This is a genomic window from Cellulomonas sp. NEAU-ZC6 (assembly GCF_056844425.1).
Genome location: NZ_JBXFYH010000001.1, coordinates 1,519,101 through 1,541,828, shown reverse-complemented (window position 1 = coordinate 1,541,828; position 22,728 = coordinate 1,519,101). Strand labels below are relative to the sequence as shown.

Sequence of the window (22,728 nt, the reverse complement as noted above, 5' to 3'; positions counted from 1 at the left end):
AGAGGACCACGAGGACACCGTGACCGAGCAGCTGCGCCTGATGGCGGTGCACGCCCACCCGGACGACGAGTCGAGCAAGGGGGCGGCGACGACGGCCCGGTACGCCGCGGAGGGCGTCGACGTGCTCGTCGTCACCTGCACCGGCGGGGAGCGGGGCGACGTGCTGAACCCGCACTACCCGCCGTTCGACGGCGGGATCGAGGAGATGCGCGCGCTCCGGCGCGTGGAGATGGCCGCGGCCGCCGAGGCGCTCGGCGTCCGGCAGCACTGGCTCGGCTTCGTCGACTCCGGCCTGCCGGAGGGGGACCCGCTGCCGCCGCTGCCCGAGGGCTGCTTCGCGCTGCAGCCGCTCGAGGAGGCGTCCCGGCCGCTGGTGGAGCTGGTCCGCGAGTTCCGGCCGCACGTCATCACGACGTACGACCCCACGGGCGGCTACCCGCACCCGGACCACATCATGTGCCACCGGGTCGCCTTCGAGGCGTTCCACGCCGCCGGCGACCCCGAGCGGTACCGCGGCGCCGGGGAGCCCTGGACGCCGCTCAAGCTCTACTACAACCACGGCTTCTCGATGGCCCGGATCCGCTCGGCGCACGAGGCCATGGTCGAGCGCGGCCTGGAGTCGCCGTTCGGCGAGTGGGTCGAGTCCCGCGCCGCGCGGGAGATCCCCGAGCGGGAGGTCACCACGTTCGTCGACGTGCACGAGCACTTCGACGCCCGCGACGCCGCCCTGCGCGCGCACGCCACGCAGATCGACCCCGAGGGCTTCTTCTTCGCGATGCCCCGGGACCTGGAGCTCGAGGTGTGGCCGACCGAGGAGTACGAGCTCGCGGAGTCGCGCGTGCCGACCACGCTGCCCGAGGACGACCTGTTCGCCGGCGTGCGGGAGGTGCTCGCGTGAGCGCCGCCGCCCTGCTGGCCGTCGGGCACGGCGCGCTGCTGCAGGCCGCCGGCGCGCTGACCGGCGCCGAGCCGTCGCCCTCGCCGTCGACGATCGAGATCCCGCCGGAGGACCAGACCTCGCCCGGGCTGCTCGGGTTCCTCGTCACGTTCGCCGTCGCCGCGGCGGTGATCGCCCTCGGGTTCTCGCTGTTCCGGCACCTGCGGGTCGTCGACCGCAACGCACGCCGGCGCGAGGCGGAGGAGGACGCGCAGCGCGCCGCGGCCGGCGAGCCCGACGCCGACGGCAGCACCGGCGCGCCCGGGCCCGGCGACGGCCCGGCGCCGACCGGCCGCGGATGACCGCCGTCCCGCCGCCCGAGCGGCCCGCGGTGCGGGTGACGGTCGGCCAGCTCCGGGTCAGCGACGACCACGCCGCGAACCGCGCGGTGGTGCGCGGCGCGTTCGACACGGCCGCGCGGGCGCGGGCCGACGTGCTCGTGCTGCCCGAGTACGCCTCGGGCTTCGACCCGCGGGGGACCGGCCCGGAGCACGCCGAGCCGCTCGACGGCCCGTTCGTCACGCTGCTGCGCGAGCGCGCGGCCGCGGACGGGGTCGCCGTGGTGGCGGGCACGACGCTGCCGGGGTCGGACCCGGAGCGCGGCGTCAACGCGGTCGTCGCGGTGACGTCGGGCGGCGAGCTCGCCGGGGTCTACCGCAAGGTGCACCTGTACGACGCCTTCGGGCACCGCGAGTCCGAGCGGCTGGAGCCGGGTCCGGCCGATGCCGCGCCGCTCGTGCTGGACGTCGCGGGCGTGCGGCTCGGCGTGCTCACCTGCTACGACCTGCGGTTCCCCGAGTCCGCGCGGCGCGTGGTCGACGCGGGCGCGGACGTGCTGCTGGTGCCGGCGGCGTGGGCCGCGGGCCCGCTCAAGGCGATGCACTGGCGGACCCTGGCCACGGCGCGCGCCATCGAGAACACCGCGGTGGTCGTCGCCGTCGGGCAGGCGGGGCGAGGCGTCACGGGGCGCTCGCTCGTGGTCGGCCCGGACGGGGTCGTCGGGATGGAGATGGGCGAGGAGCCCGAGCTGCGCACCGTCGACCTGGACCCCGCCGCGCTGGCCGGGGTGCGGGAGTCGAACCCGTCGCTGGCGAACCGCCGCTACCGGGTGGTCCCGGCGGGCTGACCCGCCGGACCCAGCCGGACGAGCAGCCCGGTGACCCGGACCGTCCGGGTCACGGCGACGTAGCCGAGGCCGGCGACGACCCAGCCGACCTGCACGTCCAGCCCGGCAGGGGAGAGGCCGTCGGGCTCGCCCGCGAGCACGAGCACCGTGGCGGACGAGATCCACGTCCCGATCCCCGGCAGCACCCCGTACGCCGCCACCAGCAGGCCCGTCGCGGTGGCGGGTCGGGAGGCGACGAGCGGCCACGCGCGGCCCGCGCCGCCGTCCCGCCGGGCCTGCGCGGTGAGGGTGCCGACGACCGCCGCCAGCAGGAGCAGCGCCAGCACGTCACCGAGCCGGGTGACCGCCCGGTCGCCGCCGTGCACGCCCCAGAACGTCAGCTCGGCCGTGGTGGACACCGCCCGCAGCGGCAGGTCCGCCGTCCGGGGCAGCCCGGTGGCACCGGGCGCGACCCGGACCAGGACCTCGGCCTGCGGGACGGTGAGACCGTTCACCCAGTAGCCGATCCCGCCCAGCCCCGCGGTGATCGCGGCGGCCGGGCCGAGGTCCCGGACCAGGTCGTTCACCGTCGTGGTCATGCGTGCGCCCCCCGCTGCTCGTCACCGCCACGGACGAGTGTGCCGCGCGACGGCGCGCTGCGGGGGCGGTTCGGCGGTGCGATCTCAGCCGAGGACGGCGATGGCCGCCGCGGCGTAGTGGCAGCTCCAGCCGACGACGGTCAGCAGGTGGAAGACCTCGTGGAACCCGAACCACCGGGGGCTGGGGTTCGGGCGCTTGAGCCCGTAGACCAGCGCGCCGAGCGTGTACGCCAGGCCGCCGCCCGCGACGAGCCACACGACGGCCGCGCCGCCGTTGTCGGCCCGCCCGAACGCCGGCAGGAACCAGACGGCCACCCAGCCGAGCGCGATGTAGACGGGCACGTAGACCCAGCGCGGGGCGCCGAGCCAGAAGATCCGCGCCAGCATCCCGACCAGGGCGCCGCTCCAGACGATGATGAGCAGCGTGCGGGCCGTGTCGGCGGGCAGCAGCGCCACCGCGAGCGGCGTGTACGTGCCGGCGATGACCAGGAAGATGTTGGTGTGGTCCAGCCGGCGCAGCACGCCGGCGACCCGGGGCGACCAGGTGCCGCGGTGGTAGACGGCGCTGGTGCCGAACAGCAGCATCGCCGCCCCGCCGAACACGGCGGAGGCGATGGTGAGCGGCACCGTCGGCGCCAGCACGACCAGCACGACCGAGGCCGCGGTCGCGACGGGGAACATGCCGGCGTGGATCCAGCCGCGCAGCCGCGGCTTGACGGCGTCGACGACCTGCTCGGCGGTCTCGGCGACCTTCACGACGGGACCTCCTGGAGCGGGGCGGTGGGACCGGGTCAGCCTAACTTACGACTGCGTAGGTTACGGGTGCGTAGGTCGTGACCGCCGCGCGCCGCGGGCCTGCACAGATCCTCCTCGCCCCGCGCGTCGGACGCACGGTCCGCAGGTCTCGGCGGGCGGTAGCGTGAGCACCGCCCGCCGCCCCGTCGAAGGAGTCCCGCACGTGCGCCTGCCCCACCCGCTGTACGGGCTGTACGAGCGCCGGCTCGCGGCGTCGCTCCCGCGGGACCGTGCACCGCGGCACGTCGGGGTGATCCTGGACGGCAACCGGCGCTGGGCGCGCCAGCTGGGCGAGTCGACGGCGACCGGTCACCAGCGCGGCGCGGACCGGATCGCCGACCTCCTGGAGTGGAGCGAGGAGGTCGGGGTCGAGGTCGTCACGCTGTGGATGCTGTCGACCGACAACCTCGCGCGCGACCCGGAGGAGCTGGACGCGCTGCTCGGCATCATCGAGGAGACGGTGCGCGAGCTGGCCGCGACCCGGCGCTGGCGGCTGCAGGCCGTGGGTTCCCTCGCGCTGCTGCCCGAGGACACGGTGCGGACGCTGCGGGACGCCGAGTCCGCGACCGCCGACGTGCAGGGCATGCACGTCAACGTCGCGATCGGCTACGGCGGGCGCAAGGAGATCGCCGACGCCGTGCGCTCGTACCTGGCCGAGCGGGCCGCCGAGGGCGCGTCGCTGGAGGACATCGCCGCGACCTTCGACGTCGAGCACATCGCCGACCACCTCTACACCAAGGGCCAGCCGGACCCCGACCTGGTCATCCGCACCTCGGGGGAGCAGCGGCTCGGCGGGTTCATGCTCTGGCAGTCGGTGCACTCGGAGTACTACTTCTGCGAGGCGTACTGGCCGGACTTCCGGCGGGTCGACTTCCTGCGCGCGGTGCGCGACTACGCGGCGCGGGAGCGCCGGCACGGGCGCTGACGACCCCCCGCGCGACGGCCGCGCGACGCCTGGGTGAACATCGCGTTTCGTGACGCGCGACACGCCCGGGATGTGCCTCGCGGTGTCGGACCCCGGGCGTAGTTTCCGAGCAACGGACGGCACCAGCCGTCCCCGGGAGGCCAGCCCATGGAGCACCAGCTCCGGGGGGAGGGCCGGCCCCGGTCCTCCCGAGGACCGGCCGACCTCGTCCCGTCACCCCGCGTCGCACCTGCCCGCACGGGCACGACGTGAGGGGCCCGATGCGGCGCTGACGCAGCGCCGGAGGGAGCCTGCCGTGGTCAGCAAGCTGGGAACCGCCACCGCCTCGACCGACACCGACGAGGGGCGCCGGACGCACGTCCTGGACACCTCCGTCCTGCTGTCCGACCCGAAGGCGATCACGCGGTTCGCCGAGCACGACGTCGTCCTCCCGGTCGTCGTGATCACCGAGCTGGAGGCCAAGCGCCACCACGCCGAGCTCGGGTACTTCGCCCGGAGCGCCCTGCGGATGCTGGACGACCTGCGGATCCAGCACGGCGGCCTGGACGCGCCGCTGCCGATCGGCGACCAGGGCGGCACGCTGCGGGTCGAGCTCAACCACGCGGACCCGGCGGTGCTGCCGGCGGGCTTCCGGCTCGGGGACAACGACACCCGGATCCTCGCGTGCGCGGCGAACCTCGCGGCCGAGGGGCGCGACGTCACCGTGGTGTCCAAGGACCTGCCGATGCGGATCAAGGCGTCGGCGATCGGGCTGCGGGCGGAGGAGTACCGGCACGAGCTGGCGGTGGACTCCGGCTGGACCGGCATGGACGCCCTCGACCTGACCGAGCAGCAGATGGCCCAGCTGTGGGAGCACGAGTCGCTGCCGCTCGCCGACCTCCCGGACGCCCCGTCGCTGCCGTGCCACACCGGCCTGGTGCTGCACAGCCCGCGCGGCTCGGCGCTCGGCCGGATCACCGCGGACAAGCACGTGCAGGTGGTCCGCGGCGACCAGGACGTGTTCGGCCTGCACGGCCGCAGCGCGGAGCAGCGGGTCGCGATCGACCTGCTGCTGGACGAGGCCGTCGGCATCGTGTCGCTCGGGGGGCGCGCCGGCACCGGCAAGTCCGCGCTGGCGCTGTGCGCCGGGCTCGAGGCCGTGCTGGAGCGCCGGCAGCACCGCAAGGTCATGGTGTTCCGCCCGCTGTACGCGGTCGGCGGCCAGGAGCTCGGGTACCTACCGGGCAGCGAGTCCGAGAAGATGAACCCGTGGGCGCAGGCCGTCTTCGACACGCTCGGCGCGGTGGTCAGCCGCGAGGTCGTCGAGGAGATCATCGACCGCGACCTGCTGGAGGTGCTGCCGCTGACCCACATCCGCGGGCGCTCGCTGCACGACGCGTTCGTCATCGTGGACGAGGCCCAGTCGCTCGAGCGGAACGTGCTGCTGACCGTGCTGTCCCGGATCGGGCAGAGCTCGCGCGTGGTCCTCACGCACGACGTCGCCCAGCGGGACAACCTGCGCGTCGGCCGGCACGACGGCGTCGCGGCGGTCATCGAGGCGCTCAAGGGCCACCCGCTGTTCGCGCACGTCACGCTGACCCGGTCCGAGCGGTCGCCCGTCGCGGCCCTCGTCACCGAGATGCTGGAGGGCATCGACCTCTGACCCGGAGCGTCCCCTCCTGCGCGATCCGGCTGCGCAGGAGGGGAGCGGCCGCGCCGGAAGGGTCGACCAGGTCAGCGGAAGGCGGCCGGCGGCCCTGCCACGCGGCGGCGGCCGGTCTCGGTGGCGAGCTCGGCGCGGGCGGCCGGCGTGCGCCGGTAGTGCGCGATCGCCTCGATCACGTGCACGGGCTCGACCGTGAACGCCGGGCCGGGGACGTCGATCCACGGGCGCGGCGGGGTGCGCGCCCAGAGGATCCTCGGCCGGCGGCGGAACCGCCACGACGGCGCGTCGTCGACACCGACGACGCGGATCACCCACCACTGGTTGTCCCGCTCGCGCGCGATGCCCCGCACGTCGTCCCAGTCGAGCCAGGCGTCGCCCTCGGGTCCCGCCGCGCCGATGCCGCGCGGGGTGAGCACCAGCCGCACCGGCCGGGTCGCCTCGACGAACCGGTCCGGCAGGAACGGGGCCACCGGCACCACGAACACGAGCGCGAGCCACCACCCGGGGTTGCCGTCGGCGGCCAGCACGGCCGTGAGGGCCAGCCCGGCGGCGACCACGACGCACGCGATCAGCAGCGGCTGGCGCTGGAACGTCCGGCGCCACGCCATGACCACGGCGGGCTCGCCGTCCACGGTCGTCAGGGTCACCTTCCGCTCGTCCGGGGGCGGGACGTGCAGGTAGTTGCGGTGGAAGCTGATGCCGACGACCAGCCACGCCACGCCCGCCAGGCCCGCGGCGGCGATCACGCCCGCGCTCCACGGCCGCTCGTCGGCGGGTTGCACCGCGATCAGGGCCGTGACGACGAGCAGCGCGGTCGCGACGACCACGTTGAGCACGGCGATGGACCAGTGCAGCGCGCGCCCCGCACCCGGGGCGCGCTCGTCGGACGACCTCGTCGCCCAGGTCCGCGGGCGGCCGGACGGCAGGGGTCGGCTCACGTGCTCCTCCTGGGCTGGTGGTCGACCCGGACCCTAGCAACGGCGCCGGTGCGGCCCGGCGGGGTACCCGGGCCTGTCAGACCCGCGCCAAGGATGCCTCCGGGGCGACGTGCTCCGGCCGCGCCGCCGCGACCGCCACCACGAGCCCGACGACGGCGCCGACTGCGGTGTCCAGAGCGCGGTCCAGGGCCAGCGCCCCGGGGTCCGCCGTACCGCCGATCGACGTCATCAGCAGCGCCATCGGCGTGATGGTCAGCATCGCGACCCCGTAGTGCCGGGCGACGACCAGCTCGGTGACCGTCTGCAGCACCACGACCAGCGCGGCGACGGCGACGAAGCCGAGGTCCGCACCGAGCAGCGGGAGTGCGATCGCGACGCCGCACGCGGTGCCGGCGGCGCGCTGCAGCGCCCGCACCCCCATGTGCCGGACGTGCGTGCCCTGCAGCACGGCGGCCGCACCCATCACGGCCCAGGCCGGGTGGCCCCAGCCCGCGAGGACCGCCGTGGTCGAGGCGAGCGCCGCGGCGACCGCGACCGTGATCGCGGGGCCGAGCGCCGCGCCGCCGGCGGTCCCGGAGCGGACGACGTCGCGCAGCGCGGGCGCGGGCTCGACGGCGCGGCCGCGCCACCGGTCGGCCAGCACGCCGGCGTTGCACACGAGCACGGCGACCAGGGCACCGGCGAGCACGGTCACCGTGCGCGCGACGACGTCCCCGGCACCGGCCGCGGGGGCGGTGCCGGCGCCCGCGGCGAACACCAGGATGGTCGCCCCGGGCGGGCCGGTGCGGAGCGCCGCCGCGCCCGCGGTCGCGCCGGCCGCGAGCAGCGTCAGCGCCGCGAGCCCGGCGACCGTCGGCGCCCCGGCGGCGGCCAGGGCCGACATCACCGCGACGGACGCCGCGAGGGCCGCGCCGACGAGGGCCATCAGCCGCACGCGCCACGCGTAGCCGGACGAGCGCCCGTACAGGGAGGCGAGCGCACCGAGCGCCGCGTACCCAGCGAGATCCTGCCGGCCCACCGCCGCGACCAGGACGAACGCCAGCGCGACGCTCGCGCCGCAGCGCAGCGCACCGCCGAGGGCCTGACGCGTGCTGGGCCCGCCGCGGTGCGGGCGCACGGCGGCGCGGAGCTGCTCGGGGTGCAGCAGGGCGGCGAGGAGGTGGAGGCGGTGCACGTGACCAGGGTACGGGAACTGCTTCACGGGTAAATGATTCGTGAACGAACTCACGCCGGTTAGGGTGGCGGCCGTGGACAGCGTCGACCGCCTGCGGGCGGACTGGGAGCGCGAGGCGCCGGAGCTGGACGTGGCCCCCATCGCGGTGGCCGGCCGGATCACCCGCATCGCCGCGCTGCTCGCCGCGCGGGCCGAGGCCGACCTCGTTGCCGCGGACCTCAGCCGGGGCGAGTTCGACCTGCTGTGCGCGCTGCGCCGGGCCGGCCGGCCGCTGCGGGCCACCGAGGTGTCGACCATCACCGCCGCCTCGGGTGCCGCGATCACCAAGCGCGCGGACACGCTCGTGCGGGCGGGTCTGGTCGCCCGGGGCGTGCCGCACCGGGACCGCCGCGGCGTGCTGCTGGAGCTGACGGCGGCCGGACGGGTGACAGTCGACCGGCTGATGCCCGAGCACCTGGCGCGCGAGGCAGAGGCCCTCGCCGGGCTGAGCCCGGCGGACGCGGACCGGCTCGCGGACCTGCTCTCCCGCGTGCTGGTGCGGGTCGAGGGGGCCTGACGCCGGGCCGAGGTTCCCGGGTGAAGTCGGCCACGCCGCGCCGTTACACCCCCTGTGACGCCTTACATGGGACGAATGTCCCGCCGATGAGCCCGGAGACATGACCTCGGCACACCCCCGCCGGCGTCCGCCCCTCTCGGCCCAGGAGTTCCCCCGTGCCCCTGCCCCGACTGCGCAGCAGCCTGCGCGCTCAGCTCGTCGCCACCGGAGCCGGTGCCGTCGCCGTGACCGCGGCCCTGCTCACCGCCGTCGGCGGCTGGCAGGTCACCGGGCTGGCGTCCGACGCCGGCGACGACGTCGACCGCCTGGTGAGCGACTCCATGTCGCAGACCACCCACCAGGCCGTGACGCTGGTCCAGACCCAGGTCGCGACCGTCACCGACCGGATGGCCTCCGACCTGCGCGTGGCGCAGCAGACGTTCGCCCAGGCGGGCGACCTGTCGTTCGGCGCGCCGGAGCACTGGACGGTCACCGACCAGACCACGAAGGAGCAGACCGAGGTCGACCTGCCGCAGCTGCTGGTCGGCGGCACCTGGCTCGGCCGCACCACGGACCCCGCGACGACCGTCCCCGTGGTGGACGAGATCAGCTCGCTGCTCGGCGCCGCGGTCACCGTGTTCCAGCGGGTCGACGCCGACGGCGACATGCTGCGCGTCGCCACCAGCGTCACGAACGACGACGGCGACCGGGTCATCGGCACGGCGATCGGCGCCACCGGCGCGGACGGCACGCCGAACGCGGTCGTGTCCGCGCTGCTGTCCGGCGAGGCGTACTACGGGACCGCGCTGGTGGTCGGGCAGCCCTACGTGACGGCGTACGCGCCGCTGCTCGAGGGCGAGGAGGTGGTCGGCGCGCTGTTCGTGGGCGTCCCGCAGAGCCAGGTCGACGAGCCGCTGCGCGCCGCGCTGGCCGAGGTGACCGTGGGCGAGCAGGGGTACCTGACCGTCGCGGACGCGAACGGCGCCTGGGTCGTGCCGCCGCCGGGCGCGGAGGCCGGGGACTCGGCGGCCCAGGTGGACGCCGCGGGTGAGGCCTACGCGACCCGCCTGGTCGAGGCCGCGGCCGAGCTGCCCGAGGGCGAGACCGCCACCGAGCGGGTCGACCTCGGCGATGCCGGCGCGGCCTCCGTGCAGGTGGCCCGCTACGCGCCGTGGGGCTGGACCATCGCCGCCTGGGGCTTCGACGCCGAGATGCGCGCGGTCTCCACCGAGCTGCAGGACGGTGCGGGCACGTTGATGCTCACCCTGCTGGTGGTCGGCCTGGTCGTCGCGGTGCTGGCCGTGGCGCTGGTCGTGTGGATCTCCGGCCGGGTCGTCGGCCGGGTGGGGCGGCTCACGACCGCGCTGCGCCGGGTCGCGGACCGCGACCTGTCGGTCGAGGTGCGGGGCGAGGGCCAGGACGAGATCGGCGTCATGGGGTCCGCGCTCGGCGAGGCGATCGACGCCATGCGGGCGGCCCTGACCCGGATGCAGCAGGGCGCCGAGGCCGTCCGCAGCACCGCGGGTCGCCTGGACGGGTCCTCCGGCACGCTGGAGGAGGCCGCCGGCCGCACCGTCGCGCGGGCCGAGGGCGCCGCCGGGTCCGCGTCGGTGGTGAGCACCGAGGTGCAGACCGTCACCGCCGCGATGACCGAGATGCGCTCGTCCATCGAGTCGGTGGCCCAGGACGTCACCGCCGCGTCCGGCGAGGCCGCGCAGGCCGTCGGCATCACCGCCGACGCCGCCTCGGCCGCCGACCGGCTGGCGGCCTCCACCTCGCAGATCGCCGCGGTGCTGGACACCGTGACCACCATCGCCAGCCAGACGCACCTGCTCGCGCTGAACGCCTCCATCGAGGCGGCGCGGGCCGGTTCTGCCGGGGCCGGGTTCGCGGTCGTGGCCGGGGAGGTCAAGGACCTCGCGCAGCAGACCTCCAACGCCATCGGCACGATCGGCCCGGTGCTCGAGGCTGTCACCCGGGACGCCGCGGACGTGCAGGCGTCGGTGGGCCGCATCTCGCAGGCCGTGCACACCGTGGACGGGCTGCAGGGCGCGGTGTCCGCGGTGGTGGAGCAGCAGAGCGCGACCACGTCCGAGATCGAGCGGAACCTGGTCGTCGCGGCGTCCAGCACCAGCGACATCGCGGGCAGCGCCGCCGACGTGGCCGAGGCCGCCGGGCAGGCGTTCGACGGGGCGGCCGAGGTGCGCCAGGCCGTCGTCTCGCTGACGGACGTCGCCGCCGAGCTCGCCCGCGGCGCGGACGAGTTCACGCTCGCCCGCTGACGGGCGGCCCCGCACCGCACGACGCCCCGCCACCCACCGGTTCCTCCCCAGCGGGTGGCGGGGCGTCGTCGTCGGCGTCAGGCCTTCGGGCGGGTCATGCTCAGCAGGTCCAGGGCCTCGTCGAGCTGGGCCTCGGTGACCTCGCCGCGCTCGACGTAGCCGAGCGCCACGACCGCCTCGCGGACGGTGATGCCCTGCGCCACCGCGTGCTTGGCGATCTTCGCGGCGGCCTCGTAGCCGATCACCCGGTTCAGCGGGGTGACGATCGACGGGGAGGACCCGGCGTAGGCCGCGCCGCGCTCGACGACGACCTCGATGCCGTCGACCGTCCGGTCGGCCAGCACCCGGCACGCGGCGGCGAGCAGCCGCTCGGACTCCAGCACCGCCTGGCCCATCACGGGGATCTGCACGTTGAGCTCGAACGAGCCGGACGCGCCGGCCCACGCCACGGTCGCGTCGTTGCCGACCACCCGCGCCGCCACCATGAGCACGGCCTCGGGGATCACCGGGTTGACCTTGCCCGGCATGATCGACGAGCCGGGCTGCAGGTCGGGGATCCGGATCTCGCCGAGGCCGGTGTTCGGGCCCGAGCCCATCCAGCGCAGGTCGTTGCAGATCTTGGTGAGGCTGACGGCGATGGTCTTCAGCGCGCCGGACAGCTCGACCAGCCCGTCGCGGGCGCCCTGCGCCTCGAAGTGGTCGCGCGCCTCGGTCAGCGGCAGGCCGGTCTCCTCGGCGAGCAGCGCGATCACCCGCTGCGGGAAGCCGGCCGGGGTGTTGATGCCGGTGCCGACCGCGGTGCCGCCCAGCGGGACCTCGGCGACGCGGGGGAGCGCCGCCTGCACGCGCTCGACGCCGCGGCGGACCGCGGCCGCGTAGCCGCCGAACTCCTGGCCGAACGTCACGGGGGTGGCGTCCATCAGGTGGGTGCGGCCCGCCTTGACGTCGCCGGCGTGCTGCGCGGCCAGGCGCTCCAGCGACGCGGCCAGGTGCTCGAGGGCCGGCACCAGGTCGTTGACCGCGCCGTCGGTCGCGGCGACGTGCACCGAGGTCGGGAACACGTCGTTGGAGGACTGCGAGGCGTTCACGTGGTCGTTCGGGTGCACGTCGGTGCCGAGCGCCCGGGTGGCCAGCGTGGCCAGCACCTCGTTCATGTTCATGTTGGACGACGTGCCGGAGCCGGTCTGGTAGACGTCCACCGGGAAGTGCGCGTCGTGCCGGCCGTCGGCGACCTCGTCGGCCGCGGCGGCGATGGCGTCGGCGACGGGGCGGTCCAGGATGCCGAGCTCGGCGTTGGCCAGGGCGGCGGCCTTCTTGACCCGGGCGAGGGCGGCGACGTGGCCGCGCTCCAGGCCCGTGCCGCTGATCGGGAAGTTCTCCACCGCGCGCTGGGTCTGCGCTCGGTAGAGGGCGGCCGCCGGCACCCGGACCTCGCCCATGGTGTCGTGCTCGATGCGGTACTCGACGTCGTCGTCAGCGTGCATGCTCATGCGCGGCATCCTGCCATCGCGGACCGCCCTCGTCGCCACGCACCGGGACCTTCGTCCCGGTGCGTGGCGCAGGTCACACCGGGCTGACCGGCTCCTCGTCGACGTCGCCCACGACGGTCGTCAGGCGGGCCCGGCCGTCCGACAGCGCGTACTCCACGCCGACCACGGCGCACCGGCCGGCGTCGATCGCCTCGGCCAGCGTGACGGAGTACGAGCGCAGCATGTCGACCGTGTGCCGCACGTGCTCGTGGCCCAGGTCCGCGGGGTCCATCGTCGACAGGTCGCGCGGCCGGCCCTCGGCGTCGGTGCCGTGCGCCATGCCGACGATGCTCGGGATCACGCGGTCCACGACGGCGCGGACGAACCCGCGCTGCAGCTCGCCGGTGGTCAGCGCGGCGGTCGCGGCGGCGACGGCGCCGCACGAGTCGTGGCCGAGCACGACCACCAGGGGCGCACCGAGCACCTCGACCCCGTACTCGATGGACCCGATGACCGTGGTGTCCAGCACGTGCCCCGCCGTGCGGACCACGAACATGTCCCCGAGGCCCTGGTCGAAGATGATCTCGGCCGCGACCCGGCTGTCCGAGCAGCCGAACAGCACCGCGAACGGGTGCTGCGCGGACTCGACCTCGGCCCGCCGCTCGAAGCCCTGCGACGGGTGCTCCATCGCGCCGTGGACGAACCGGTCGTTCCCCGCGCGCAGTGCCGACCAGGCCTCGGCGGGAGTCGTGAGCTGTGCCATGCGCACATCGTCGCACCGCCGCGCCCGTGCTCCGTGCGCGTGTCCACGCGCCCCGCCGGCCGGGTGCTCCGGTGGCAGCCCCGTCCGGTCCGGTGTAGCCATGGGGGACGTGGAGAACGTCGCGGACGCCCTGGTGGGGCGCACGCGACCGGCAGGAGGAGCGGTGAGCGTGCGGAGACGGTCGAGGGCGATCGCCGGGGCCACGGTGCTCGCGCTGGGGGCGGGACTGGCGGCGTGCGCGCCGGCCGACGACACCCCGGTGCTCACCTGGTACACCAACCCGGACGCCGGCGGGCAGGCCGCGCTGGCGCAGCAGTGCACCGAGGAGGCGGGCGGTGCGTACCGGATCGAGGTCTCGGTGCTGCCCCGCGAGGCGAGCTCGCAGCGCGAGCAGCTGGCGCGGCGCCTCGCGGCCCGGGACTCGTCGATCGACCTGATGAGCCTGGACCCGCCGTTCATCCCGGAGCTGGCCAACGCGGGGTTCCTCGCCCCGGTCCCCGAGGAGATCGCCGAGCAGGTCAGCCAGGACGTCGCGGAGGGTGCGCTGCTCGGCGCGTCCTGGGGCGACGAGCTGGTCACCGTCCCGTTCTGGGCCAACACGCAGCTGCTCTGGTACAAGAAGTCCGTCGCCGAGCAGGCCGGGCTGGACCCCGCGAAGCAGCCCGTCACCTGGGACCAGGTGATGGACGCGGCCCGCGAGGCGGACCTCGACCTCGGCGTGCAGGGCATCAAGGCCGAGGCCTACACGGTGTGGATCAACGCGCTGGTGGAGTCGGCCGGCGGCCAGATCGTCGAGACGCCGGAGGCGGACGCCCAGGACGTCGAGCTGGGCCTGGAGAGCGACGCGGGCCGCGAGGCCGCGCGGATCATCGGCGAGATCGGGTCGGAGCGGCTCGGCGGCCCCGGCCTGCCGACGCAGGACGAGAACGCGTCGCTGTCCCAGTTCCAGGGGGACCGCGGGTCGTTCATGGTCAACTGGCCGTTCGTGTGGCCGGCGATGCAGGGCGCGGTCGAGGACGGCACGCTCGAGCAGTCGTTCCTGGACGACGTGGGCTGGGCCGTCTACCCGCAGGTGGTCGAGGGCGAGGGCGCCGCACCGCCGTACGGCGGGATCAACCTCGGCGTCGGCGCCTTCAGCGAGCACGTGGACGAGGCCTACGAGGCCGCCGCCTGCATCGTGCAGCCCGAGAACCAGGCCGCGTACTTCGTGTCGGACGGCAACCCGCCGGCCAGCACCGTCGCCTACGACGACCCCGAGGTGCAGGAGACGTTCCCGATGGCGGACGTCATCCGGCAGTCCCTCGAGCAGGCGGCACCGCGTCCGCAGACCCCGTACTACAACGAGGTCTCCCAGGGCCTCCAGGAGACGTGGCACCCGCCGCTCTCCGTCGACCCGGACACGACGCCGCAGGAGTCGACCGACTTCATCACCGCCGTGCTGCGAGGGGAGCGACTGCTGTGAGTACCGAGATCACGGGTGCCGGCGCGGCCGTCACCGACCGCAGCACCCAGGGCACCGGTCCCGCGAGGGCGTCCAAGCCGCGCAAGAGCGACCGGGCCCGCGCCGAGGCCCGCCTCGGCTGGCTGCTCGCCGGCCCCGCGTTCGTGGTGATGCTGGCCGTCACCGCCTACCCGATCGCGCAGGCGGTCTACGAGTCGCTGTTCCGCAACCGGCTGACCGCGCCGGACGACCGCGCGTTCATCGGGCTCGGCAACTACGGCGTGATCCTCGGCGACCCGGTGTTCTGGCAGTCGCTCGGCGTCACGACGCTGATCATGGTGATCACCGTCGCGATCGAGGTGGTGCTCGGCTTCGCGCTCGCGATGATCATGCACCGGGCGATCACCCGGCTCCGTGGGCTGCTCCGCACCGCGATCCTCGTGCCCTACGGCATCATCACCGTGGTCTCGGCGTTCGCGTGGTTCTACGCGTTCAGCATCGACTCCGGGTACGTGAACCATTGGTTCGACTGGGTGCCGGGCATCAGCTCCGACCTGAACTGGTTCGCGGGCACCGGCACCAGCCTGTTCGTCATCATCGCCTCCGAGGTGTGGAAGACGACGCCGTTCATCTCGCTGCTGCTGCTGGCGGGTCTGGCGCAGGTGCCGGGCGACCTGGAGGAGGCCGCGCAGGTCGACGGCGCCACCTGGTGGCAGCGGATGCGGCGCGTGGTCCTGCCGAACATGAAGGCCGCCATCATGGTCGCCGTCCTGTTCCGGGCGCTCGACGCGTTCCGCATCTTCGACAACGTCTTCATCATGACCAACGGCGCGAACGGCACCACGGTGCTGTCGCTGCTGGCGTACCGCACGTCGATCGGGCGGCTGGAGATCGGACTCGGCTCCGCGATCTCGGTGCTGCTGTTCGTCTGCGTGATGATCATCTGCTTCATCGCGATCAAGATCTTCAAGGTCGACCTCGCGGGTGCACGGGGGGAGAAGTGATGGGCGCGCTGTCCCGCAAGCAGAAGGTGGCCTGGGCGGCCATCACGGTGGCGGTGCTGCTGTACGCGCTGTTCCCGGTGGTGTCGATCATGGCGACGTCGTTCAAGCTGCCGAGCGACCTCACCACCGGCAGGTTCCTGCCGACCACGTGGACGTGGACCAACTACGAGCAGATCCTCGCGCCGGACGGCTCGGCTCAGGAGCTGTTCCTGTCCTCGCTGCGCAACTCCATCGGCATCTCGCTGATCGCGACGGCGATCTCGTCGGTGCTGGCGACGCTCGCGGCCTACGCCATCGCCCGGCTGGAGTTCCCGGGCCGCAAGCTGATCCTCACCACCGCGCTCGGGGTGTCGATCTTCCCGGTCATCTCGATCGTCACGCCGCTGTTCAACCTGTGGCGGACCATCGGCCTGTACGACACCTGGGCCGGCCTGGTGATCCCGTACCTGTCGCTGACGCTGCCGATCTCCATCTGGACGCTGACGGCGTTCTTCCGGCAGATCCCGTGGGAGCTGGAGCAGGCCGCGCAGGTGGACGGCGCGACGACGTGGCAGGCGTTCCGCAAGGCCATCGTCCCGCTCGCCGCGCCGGGCGTGTTCACCACGGCGCTGATCGCGTTCTTCATCGCCTGGAACGACTTCGTGTACGGCATCTCGCTGACCTCGACCGAGGCGGCCCGGCCCGTGCCCGCCGCGCTGGCGTTCTTCTCCGGCGCGTCCCAGTTCGAGGACCCCACCGGCGCGATCTCCGCCGCCGCCGTCGTCGTCACCATCCCCGTGGTCGTCCTGGTGCTGCTGTTCCAGCGCCAGATCGTGTCCGGGCTGACCCAGGGCGCGGTCAAGGGCTGACGCCCGCGACGCCCGGACCCCTCAGGAGGCAAGAGCCATGGCATCCATCACCCTGACCGACATCGTCAAGAAGTACGGCGACGGCTACCCGGCCGTGAACGGCGTCAGCCTGGACATCAAGGACGGCGAGTTCGTCATCCTGGTCGGCCCGTCCGGCTGCGGGAAGTCCACGCTGCTGCGGATGATCGTCGGCCTGGAGGACATCACCTCCGGCGAGCTGAAGATCGGCGACGACGTCGTCAACGACAAGGCCCCGCGCGACCGGCACCTGGCGATGGTGTTCCAGAACTACGCGCTGTACCCGCACCTGACGGTGTACGAGAACATCGCGTTCCCGCTGCGCCTGCAGAAGGGGAAGTACACCGAGGAGCAGATCAAGGACAACGTCGAGTACGCGGCGGACACCCTGGAGCTGCGCGAGCACCTCGACCGCAAGCCCGCGAACCTCTCCGGCGGGCAGCGGCAGCGCGTCGCCATGGGCCGCGCGATCGTCCGGGACGCCCAGGCGTTCCTGTTCGACGAGCCGCTGTCCAACCTGGACGCCAAGCTGCGCGGGCAGATGCGCACCGAGATCGCCCGCATGCAGCGCCGGCTCGGCACCACGACCGTCTACGTGACGCACGACCAGACCGAGGCGATGACCCTCGGCGACCGGGTCGCGGTGCTGCGCAAGGGCGAGCTGCAGCAGGTCGCCAGCCCGCGCGCGCTCTACGAGCAGCCCGTCAACCTCTTCGTCGCCGGGTTCATCGGCTCCCCGCCGATGAACTTCCTGCCGGGCGAGGTGCGCGGCGACACCCTGAAGCTGCCCTTCGGGGAGGTGCCGGTCCCGGAGGCGGTGCGCGGCAAGCTGGACGGCCGGGAGCTGGTCATCGTCGGCCTGCGGCCCGAGCACGTCGAGGACGCGAAGGTGCTGGACGAGGACAAGCTCGCCAAGGGCGCGACGTTCCGGGCCGAGGTCGACGTCGTCGAGTGGCTCGGCGCCGAGCTGTACGCCTACATCCCGTTCGAGACCCACGCCGACGTCGCGCAGAAGCTCGAGGAGCTGGACCGCGACCTGGACGGCGAGGGGATGCGGACGCAGATGATCGTCGCGCTCGGGTCCGAGAGCCGCGTCCGCGACGGCAGCGAGGCCGAGCTGTGGTTCGACCCGCGGCGGCTGATGGTGTTCGACCCCGAGTCCGGGGAGAACCTCACCTACAGCGACGAGGACGCCCAGCGGATCGACTCCGAGACCGAGGAGGACCGCCGGGCCGCGCTCGAGCGCGCCCAGCGCGACGCCCAGCGCTCGACGGACGGGCAGCGCTCCGCCGACGCCCCGCGCGGCGCGGACGCCTCGGCAGGCCGGCACCGCGCCGCCAGCTGACCGCGACGTCCGGTCGCGCCCGCGAGGTCGTCACCTGCCGGCGAGGTCGTCACTCATGAGTGACGACCTCGCCGACGTCTGACGACCTCGGGCACGCGCGCAGGCATGCGGGCACGCGGGGCGCGCAGGAGCGCGGGGCCCCCAGCTGCCGCGGGGCTCAGGACTCGCCGAGGTCCGCGCTCGTCGGGGGGTTGGCACCCGCGCGGGAGACGGTGATCGCGGCGACGGCGGCGCACCGCACCAGCACGCGCTCCACCGTCGGGCGGTCGATCGCGCGCAGGCGCTCGCGGGCGTCGGCGCCGAGCAGGTCCGCGCCCCACAGGCCGTCGACCAGCGCGGCCATGAACGAGTCCCCGGCGCCGACGGTGTCCGCCACCTCGACGGGCGGTGCGGTCACCATGACCTCGTCCCCGCCCGCCGTCAGCGCGAGCGCGCCCTCGCCACCCAGGGTGACCACCACCAGCGACGGCCCGCGGCGGAGCCAGTCCTGGGCGATCTCCACCGGGGCCACGCCCGGGTGCAGCCACGCGAGGTCCTCGTCGGAGACCTTGACGACGTCGGCCAGCGCGACCAGCCGCTCGACCACCGGGAGCGTCTCCTCCGGGCTGCCCATCAGGGCGGGCCGCAGGTTGGGGTCGTAGGTCAGCGTCGACGTCGCACGGCGGTCGGCGAGCAGCCGGGCCACCGCCTCGCCGCCGGGCTCGATGACCGTGGCGATCGAGCCGGTGTGCACGACGAGGGGGGCGTCGGCGCCCTCGTCCCACCGGCCGGGCAGGTCCCACGTGAGGTCGAACTCGTAGGTCGCGGCGCCGTCGGCGTCCAGGTGGGCGCGCGCGACCGGGGTGCGGTCCGGCGCCCGGTCGCCCGTCAGCACGTGCACGTCCGACCCCGCCAGGTGCGCACGGACCAGGTCGCCGTGCGCGTCGTCGGCGAGCCACGTCAGCAGGTCCACCCGGCGACCGAGCCGGCCCAGGCCGATGGCGACGTTCGCCGGGCTGCCGCCCGGGTGCTCCGCGGGCTCGGCCCCGGGGCGCAGGACGACGTCGACCAGGGCCTCCCCGACGACGAGGGCGCGGGCGGCGGTCTGCTCGGTCATGGGTCTCCTTCGGTTCCGGCACCGGTGCCGGGTGGGGGATCGAGGTCGGGGGCGCGACCGTCGTCAGGACGCGGCGTCGTCCCCGCCGCGGGCCGCGTCGAGCTTCGCACGGGCGCCGTCCAGCCACTCCTGGCAGCGGGCGGCCAGGGCCTCGCCGCGCTCCCAGAGGGCGAGCGACTCCTCCAGCGTCGCGCCGCCGGCCTCGAGCCGGGCCACGACGGCGACGAGCTCGTCCCGGGCCTGCTCGTACGACAGCTCGGTGACGCTCGCGGCGTCCGGTGCGGGGGTCGTGTCGCTCACGCACCCATCTAACCAACGACCTGGGACGCCGTGTCCACCCGAGCCGTCCGGCGGGCGCGGCGCGTGGGCGCTGGGTCCACGGTGTCCCGGGGGCCGAGGGGATGTGCCTGCCGGACGACGTGGACACCTGGTACGCGGTGTCCCGGAGGTCGAGGGGATGTGCCTGCCGGGCGACGTGGACACCTGGTACGCGGTGTCCCGGGGGCCGAGGGGATGTGCCTGCTGGACGACGTGGACACCTGGTACGCGGTGCATGCGGTGTCCACGTCGTCGCGGAGGAACATGTCCTGCGGGCGCGGTACGCCCGGACGCCCGGACGCCCGGACGCCCGGACGCCCGGCGCGGTGACCGCACGACGGGCCGGCCCCCGACGGGCGACCGGGGGCCGTCGACGCGCGGCGGCGCCCAGCACCGCTCAGGGGCGACGTCGGTCAGCGGTCGCGGTCGGCGAACTCCTGCGTGCCGAGCACGCCCAGCAGGCGGAGCTTGCCCTCCGCCTCGCTGCGCGGCGCGGCCGTCAGCACCAGCAGCGTCTGCGAGCCGTCCTCGGTGAACAGCGCCTGGCAGTCGACCTCGATCGTCCCGACCTGCGGGTGCACCAGCACCTTGTGGTCCTCGAACCGCCGGGCGACCTCGTGCGCCGCCCAGATCGCGACGAACTCGGGGCTGCGCGCCGACAGCTCGCGCACCAGGTCGGCCGCAGGGGACCGGGGCCCGGTCGACCCGAGGCTCGCGCGGAGCGAGGCGACCTGCGCGCGGCTCTGCCGGTCCCGGTCCTCCTCGGGGTACATCAGGCGCTCGGTCTCCGGGTGGGCGAACCAGCGGAAGATGGCGCTGCGCTCCCAGCCGCTGAGCGTCTCGACGTCGCCGAACAGGGCCCGCGCGAGGTCGTTCTGCACCAGCGTGCGGGCGAGCCCGTCGAGGATCAGCGCCGGGCTGTCGGTGATCCGGTCCAGCACCCGGAGCAGGCCCGGGGCGACGTAGTCGTCGCGCGCGACCCGGTCCGGTGCGCTGTGCCCGGCCACGCGGTAGAGGTAGTCGCGCTCGTCGGGCGTGAGCCGCAGCGCGCGGGCGAGCGAGCCGAGCATCTGCGTGCTCGGCTGCGGGCCGCGCCGCTGCTCCAGGCGCGTGTAGTAGTCGGTGGACATCACCGCGAGCTGCGCGACCTCCTCGCGGCGCAGGCCGGGCGCGCGCCGGCGCACCCCCGCGGGCAGCCCGACGTCGCCGGGGCGCAGGCCCTCCCGGTGCCGGACGAGGAAGTCGGCCAGTGCGTCGCGATCCACCCGAGCAGTATCGGCACCGGTGCCGCCCGTGAACCAGGGATCCCGGGTCCCCCGACAACCTCTCCCTGGCAGGGTCGGCGGGGACGTCGAAGACTCGGAGCATGCGAATCAGCGGCAACACCATCTTCATCCCCGGCGCCACCAGCGGCATCGGCCTCGCGCTCGCGCTCGCCCTGCAGGCGAAGGGCAACGAGGTGATCGTCGGCGGCCGGCGCACCGAGCTGCTCGACCGGATCACCGCCGAGCAGCCCGGTATCCACGGCTACCGGATCGACACCAACGACGCCGAGGACGTGGCGGAGGTCGCCAAGCGCGTGATCACCGAGCACCCCGAGGTGAACGTGCTCGTCCCGATGGCCGGCATCATGCGCGTGGAGGACTGGACCGACCCGGCCGGGTTCCTCGGCACCGCCGAGCAGACGGTGACCACCAACGTGCTCGGCCCGATCCGGCTGATCGCCGCGTTCGTCGAGCACCTGCAGACCCGTCCGGACGCCGCGATCGTCACGGTGTCCTCGGGCCTGGCGTTCGCCCCGCTGCAGGTGACGCCGACGTACAACGCGAGCAAGGCGTTCATCCACATGCTCAGCGAGTCGATCCGGCTGCAGCTGGCCGGGACCGGCGTGCAGGTGCTGGAGCTCGAGCCGCCGTCGGTCGCCACGGACCTGCTGCCCGGGCACCGGGACAACCCCGACGCGATGCCGCTGGACGAGTTCGTGGCGGAGGTCGTGGCGCTGGTCGAGGCGCAGCCGGACGCCACGGAGATCCAGGTCGAGCGCGTGAAGTTCCTCCGGTACGGCGAGGCCCGCGGCGACTACGCCCAGGTGGTGACGGCGCTGAACCGGCGGGACCCGCACGGGAAGTAGCGGATCAGGCGTCCGGTGCGGCCGGGGGCCGGCGGCGGGCGGGTGCGACGGCCAGCACGGTCGCCATCAGCTCGCCGCTGGCGACCCGGACACGCAGCGAGTCCTTCGCGGACACCGTCGCGGCGTCCCGGACCACCGTGCCGTCGGCGGTCTGCACCACGGCGTAGCCGCGCTCGAGCGTCGCGGCGGGGGACAGCGCGCGCACCTGCGCGGCCAGCGCGCGGGTGGACGCCACCGCACCGGACAGCGCGTGGTCGAGCGACCGGCGGGCGCGGTCCCGCATCCGGTGCACCTCGGCCTCGCGGCCCTCGACCATCGTGTGCGGGCGCGCCAGGACGGGGCGGCTGCGGACCTGCGCGAGCCCGTGCTCCTCGCGGGCGACGCGGTGCTCGACGGCCGACCGGATGCGCGCGCGGGCCTGGGCGACCCGGGCCCGCTCCTCGCCGACGTCCGGCACGATCCGCTTGGCCGCGTCGGTCGGCGTCGAGGCGCGGTAGTCGGCGACCAGGTCGAGCAGCGGGGTGTCGGTCTCGTGGCCGATCGCGGACACCAGCGGCGTGCGGCACGCCGCGGCGGCGCGGACCAGGCTCTCGTTGCTGAACGGCAGCAGGTCCTCCACGGAGCCGCCGCCGCGGGCGACCACGATCACCTCGACGCGCGGGTCGGCGTCGAGCTCCGCGATCGCGCGGCTGACCTGCGGCACGGCGCTGACGCCCTGCACCGCGACCTCGCGGACGACGAACTCGACCTGCGGCCAGCGCGCCTGCGCGTTGACCACGACGTCGTGCTCGGCCTTGGACTCCCGGCCGCACACCAGCCCGACGACCGCCGGCAGGAACGGCAGCGGCACCCGGCGCTCCGCGTCGAACAGCCCCTCGGCGGCCAGCACGCGCTTGAGGTGCTCGATGCGCGCCAGCAGCTCGCCCACGCCGACCGCCCGCACGGCGTCGGCGTTCAGCTGCAGCGTGCCGCGCTTGGTCCAGAACGTGGGCCGGGCGTGCACGACGACGTGGGCACCCTCGGCCAGCGGCGTCTCGGCCGCGGCCAGCACCTGCGCCGGCAGGGACACCGGCAGCGACATGTCGGTGTCGGTGTCCCGCAGCGTCAGGAACGCGACGTTCGCGCCGGGCCGGCGGTTGAGCTGCACGACCTGGCCCTCCACCCACAGCGCCGACATCTTGGCGACGTAGTCGGCGATCTTCGCGGACAGCAGCCGCACCGGCCAGGGCCGCTCGGGCGTCGTCTCGGCGGCGCGGGCGGGGAGCTCGTTCGGCGCCGAGGGCGTTGACGGCGTGGTCGGCACCGAGGGGGCCGGCGACGCGGCGTGGGAGGACTGCTGCTGCACGGCCCCCACCCTGCC

General features: G+C 74.7%; 22 protein-coding genes. 12 read left to right on the top strand and 10 right to left on the bottom strand.

Annotated features, from left to right (window positions below; all coding sequences use genetic code 11):
• Positions 1–40: 40 nt before the first annotated feature.
• From mca to AC1050_RS07070, 3 genes are read left to right on the top strand one after another with little or no spacing between them, the layout of a single operon-like run.
• Positions 41–898 (top strand): mycothiol conjugate amidase Mca, encoded by an 858-nt coding sequence (mca, locus tag AC1050_RS07080; protein ID WP_482387255.1) that lies wholly within the window; start codon positions 41–43, stop codon positions 896–898.
• Positions 895–1,239, top strand: coding sequence for a hypothetical protein (locus AC1050_RS07075; RefSeq protein ID WP_482386646.1), 345 nt, complete (start codon positions 895–897; stop codon positions 1,237–1,239). The genes mca and AC1050_RS07075 overlap by 4 nt, the downstream gene beginning before the upstream one ends.
• The gene (locus AC1050_RS07070; RefSeq protein ID WP_482386645.1) at positions 1,236–2,063 is read left to right on the top strand and encodes a carbon-nitrogen hydrolase family protein; all 828 of its coding nucleotides are present in this window, start codon (positions 1,236–1,238) and stop codon (positions 2,061–2,063) included. Before AC1050_RS07075 ends, AC1050_RS07070 begins: the two co-directional genes overlap by 4 nt.
• Here the strand turns inward: AC1050_RS07070 and AC1050_RS07065 are convergent.
• Positions 2,039–2,641, bottom strand: coding sequence for a hypothetical protein (locus AC1050_RS07065; RefSeq protein WP_482386644.1), 603 nt, complete (start codon positions 2,639–2,641; stop codon positions 2,039–2,041). The genes AC1050_RS07070 and AC1050_RS07065 overlap by 25 nt on opposite strands.
• 84 nt (positions 2,642–2,725) lie before the next feature.
• Complete coding sequence (trhA, locus tag AC1050_RS07060; RefSeq protein WP_482386643.1) at positions 2,726–3,397, bottom strand: PAQR family membrane homeostasis protein TrhA; 672 nt, start codon at positions 3,395–3,397, stop codon at positions 2,726–2,728.
• A gap of 202 nt (positions 3,398–3,599) precedes the next feature.
• Here trhA and AC1050_RS07055 point away from each other — a divergent pair, with 202 nt between their 5' ends.
• Together AC1050_RS07055 and phoH2 are read left to right on the top strand one after the other, a co-directional pair.
• Positions 3,600–4,361, top strand: coding sequence for an isoprenyl transferase (locus AC1050_RS07055; RefSeq protein WP_482386642.1), 762 nt, complete (start codon positions 3,600–3,602; stop codon positions 4,359–4,361).
• Positions 4,362–4,656: 295 nt separating this feature from the next.
• Complete coding sequence (phoH2, locus tag AC1050_RS07050) at positions 4,657–6,003, top strand: RNA 5'-3' helicase PhoH2 (protein ID WP_482386641.1); 1,347 nt, start codon at positions 4,657–4,659, stop codon at positions 6,001–6,003.
• A 71-nt stretch (positions 6,004–6,074) separates the two neighbouring features.
• On the opposite strand, the gene AC1050_RS07045 is transcribed toward phoH2, so the two are convergent.
• Entirely contained in the window at positions 6,075–6,944 is an 870-nt protein-coding gene (locus AC1050_RS07045) for a hypothetical protein (protein WP_482386640.1), read from the bottom strand.
• 76 nt (positions 6,945–7,020) lie between these two features.
• Positions 7,021–8,118 carry an FUSC family protein gene (locus tag AC1050_RS07040; protein ID WP_482386639.1) on the bottom strand — a complete coding sequence of 366 codons (1,098 nt, stop codon included), beginning with the start codon at positions 8,116–8,118 and terminating at the stop codon, positions 7,021–7,023.
• 73 nt (positions 8,119–8,191) lie between these two features.
• Here AC1050_RS07040 and AC1050_RS07035 point away from each other — a divergent pair, with 73 nt between their 5' ends.
• Complete coding sequence (locus tag AC1050_RS07035; RefSeq protein ID WP_482386638.1) at positions 8,192–8,674, top strand: MarR family winged helix-turn-helix transcriptional regulator; 483 nt, start codon at positions 8,192–8,194, stop codon at positions 8,672–8,674.
• Positions 8,675–8,829: 155 nt separating this feature from the next.
• Entirely contained in the window at positions 8,830–10,935 is a 2,106-nt protein-coding gene (locus AC1050_RS07030; RefSeq protein WP_482386637.1) for a methyl-accepting chemotaxis protein, read from the top strand.
• Positions 10,936–11,012: 77 nt separating this feature from the next.
• On the opposite strand, the gene AC1050_RS07025 is transcribed toward AC1050_RS07030, so the two are convergent.
• Positions 11,013–12,425 (bottom strand): class II fumarate hydratase, encoded by a 1,413-nt coding sequence (locus AC1050_RS07025; RefSeq protein ID WP_482386636.1) that lies wholly within the window; start codon positions 12,423–12,425, stop codon positions 11,013–11,015.
• A 73-nt stretch (positions 12,426–12,498) separates the two neighbouring features.
• Positions 12,499–13,167, bottom strand: coding sequence for a carbonic anhydrase (locus tag AC1050_RS07020; protein WP_482386635.1), 669 nt, complete (start codon positions 13,165–13,167; stop codon positions 12,499–12,501).
• Between the two features lie 169 nt (positions 13,168–13,336).
• On the opposite strand from AC1050_RS07020, the gene AC1050_RS07015 reads away from it, so the two are divergent.
• From AC1050_RS07015 to AC1050_RS07000, 4 genes are read left to right on the top strand one after another with little or no spacing between them, the layout of a single operon-like run.
• The gene (locus AC1050_RS07015; protein ID WP_482387254.1) at positions 13,337–14,629 is read left to right on the top strand and encodes a sugar ABC transporter substrate-binding protein; all 1,293 of its coding nucleotides are present in this window, start codon (positions 13,337–13,339) and stop codon (positions 14,627–14,629) included.
• Positions 14,626–15,612: a carbohydrate ABC transporter permease gene (locus AC1050_RS07010; RefSeq protein WP_482386634.1), complete on the top strand. Its 987-nt coding sequence runs from the start codon at positions 14,626–14,628 to the stop codon at positions 15,610–15,612. Before AC1050_RS07015 ends, AC1050_RS07010 begins: the two co-directional genes overlap by 4 nt.
• On the top strand, positions 15,612–16,460 hold the full coding sequence (locus AC1050_RS07005) for a carbohydrate ABC transporter permease (protein ID WP_482386633.1): 849 nt from the start codon (positions 15,612–15,614) through the stop codon (positions 16,458–16,460). The genes AC1050_RS07010 and AC1050_RS07005 overlap by 1 nt, the downstream gene beginning before the upstream one ends.
• A 37-nt stretch (positions 16,461–16,497) precedes the next feature.
• Positions 16,498–17,823: an ABC transporter ATP-binding protein gene (locus tag AC1050_RS07000; protein WP_482386632.1), complete on the top strand. Its 1,326-nt coding sequence runs from the start codon at positions 16,498–16,500 to the stop codon at positions 17,821–17,823.
• A gap of 157 nt (positions 17,824–17,980) precedes the next feature.
• On the opposite strand, the gene AC1050_RS06995 is transcribed toward AC1050_RS07000, so the two are convergent.
• The 3 genes from AC1050_RS06995 to AC1050_RS06985 all read right to left on the bottom strand — a co-directional run bounded on the left by AC1050_RS06995 (position 17,981) and on the right by AC1050_RS06985 (position 20,502).
• On the bottom strand, positions 17,981–18,919 hold the full coding sequence (locus AC1050_RS06995; protein WP_482386631.1) for a carbohydrate kinase family protein: 939 nt from the start codon (positions 18,917–18,919) through the stop codon (positions 17,981–17,983).
• Positions 18,920–18,982: 63 nt separating this feature from the next.
• The gene (locus AC1050_RS06990) at positions 18,983–19,219 is read right to left on the bottom strand and encodes an exodeoxyribonuclease VII small subunit (protein ID WP_482386630.1); all 237 of its coding nucleotides are present in this window, start codon (positions 19,217–19,219) and stop codon (positions 18,983–18,985) included.
• A 431-nt stretch (positions 19,220–19,650) separates the two neighbouring features.
• Positions 19,651–20,502 (bottom strand): helix-turn-helix transcriptional regulator, encoded by an 852-nt coding sequence (locus tag AC1050_RS06985; protein WP_482386629.1) that lies wholly within the window; start codon positions 20,500–20,502, stop codon positions 19,651–19,653.
• Positions 20,503–20,603: 101 nt separating this feature from the next.
• Here AC1050_RS06985 and AC1050_RS06980 point away from each other — a divergent pair, with 101 nt between their 5' ends.
• Positions 20,604–21,368 carry an SDR family oxidoreductase gene (locus AC1050_RS06980; RefSeq protein WP_482386628.1) on the top strand — a complete coding sequence of 255 codons (765 nt, stop codon included), beginning with the start codon at positions 20,604–20,606 and terminating at the stop codon, positions 21,366–21,368.
• Between the two features lie 4 nt (positions 21,369–21,372).
• Here AC1050_RS06980 and xseA read toward each other — a convergent pair whose 3' ends face one another.
• Positions 21,373–22,671 (bottom strand): exodeoxyribonuclease VII large subunit, encoded by a 1,299-nt coding sequence (gene xseA / locus AC1050_RS06975; RefSeq protein ID WP_482387253.1) that lies wholly within the window; start codon positions 22,669–22,671, stop codon positions 21,373–21,375.
• Positions 22,672–22,728: the final 57 nt, after the last annotated feature.

Bases quoted from the DNA above. Each gene is read 5' to 3' on its own strand.
- mca (WP_482387255.1), top strand. From the start codon at position 41: ATGGCGGTGCACGCCCACCCGGACGACGAGTCGAGCAAGGGGGCGGCG.
- AC1050_RS07070 (WP_482386645.1), top strand. From the start codon at position 1,236: ATGACCGCCGTCCCGCCGCCCGAGCGGCCCGCGGTGCGGGTGACGGTC.
- AC1050_RS07065 (WP_482386644.1), bottom strand. From the start codon at position 2,641: ATGACCACGACGGTGAACGACCTGGTCCGGGACCTCGGCCCGGCCGCC.
- AC1050_RS07025 (WP_482386636.1), bottom strand. From the start codon at position 12,425: ATGAGCATGCACGCTGACGACGACGTCGAGTACCGCATCGAGCACGAC.
- AC1050_RS07020 (WP_482386635.1), bottom strand. From the start codon at position 13,167: ATGGCACAGCTCACGACTCCCGCCGAGGCCTGGTCGGCACTGCGCGCG.
- AC1050_RS07005 (WP_482386633.1), top strand. From the start codon at position 15,612: ATGGGCGCGCTGTCCCGCAAGCAGAAGGTGGCCTGGGCGGCCATCACG.
- AC1050_RS07000 (WP_482386632.1), top strand. From the start codon at position 16,498: ATGGCATCCATCACCCTGACCGACATCGTCAAGAAGTACGGCGACGGC.
- AC1050_RS06995 (WP_482386631.1), bottom strand. From the start codon at position 18,919: ATGACCGAGCAGACCGCCGCCCGCGCCCTCGTCGTCGGGGAGGCCCTG.
- AC1050_RS06980 (WP_482386628.1), top strand. From the start codon at position 20,604: ATGCGAATCAGCGGCAACACCATCTTCATCCCCGGCGCCACCAGCGGC.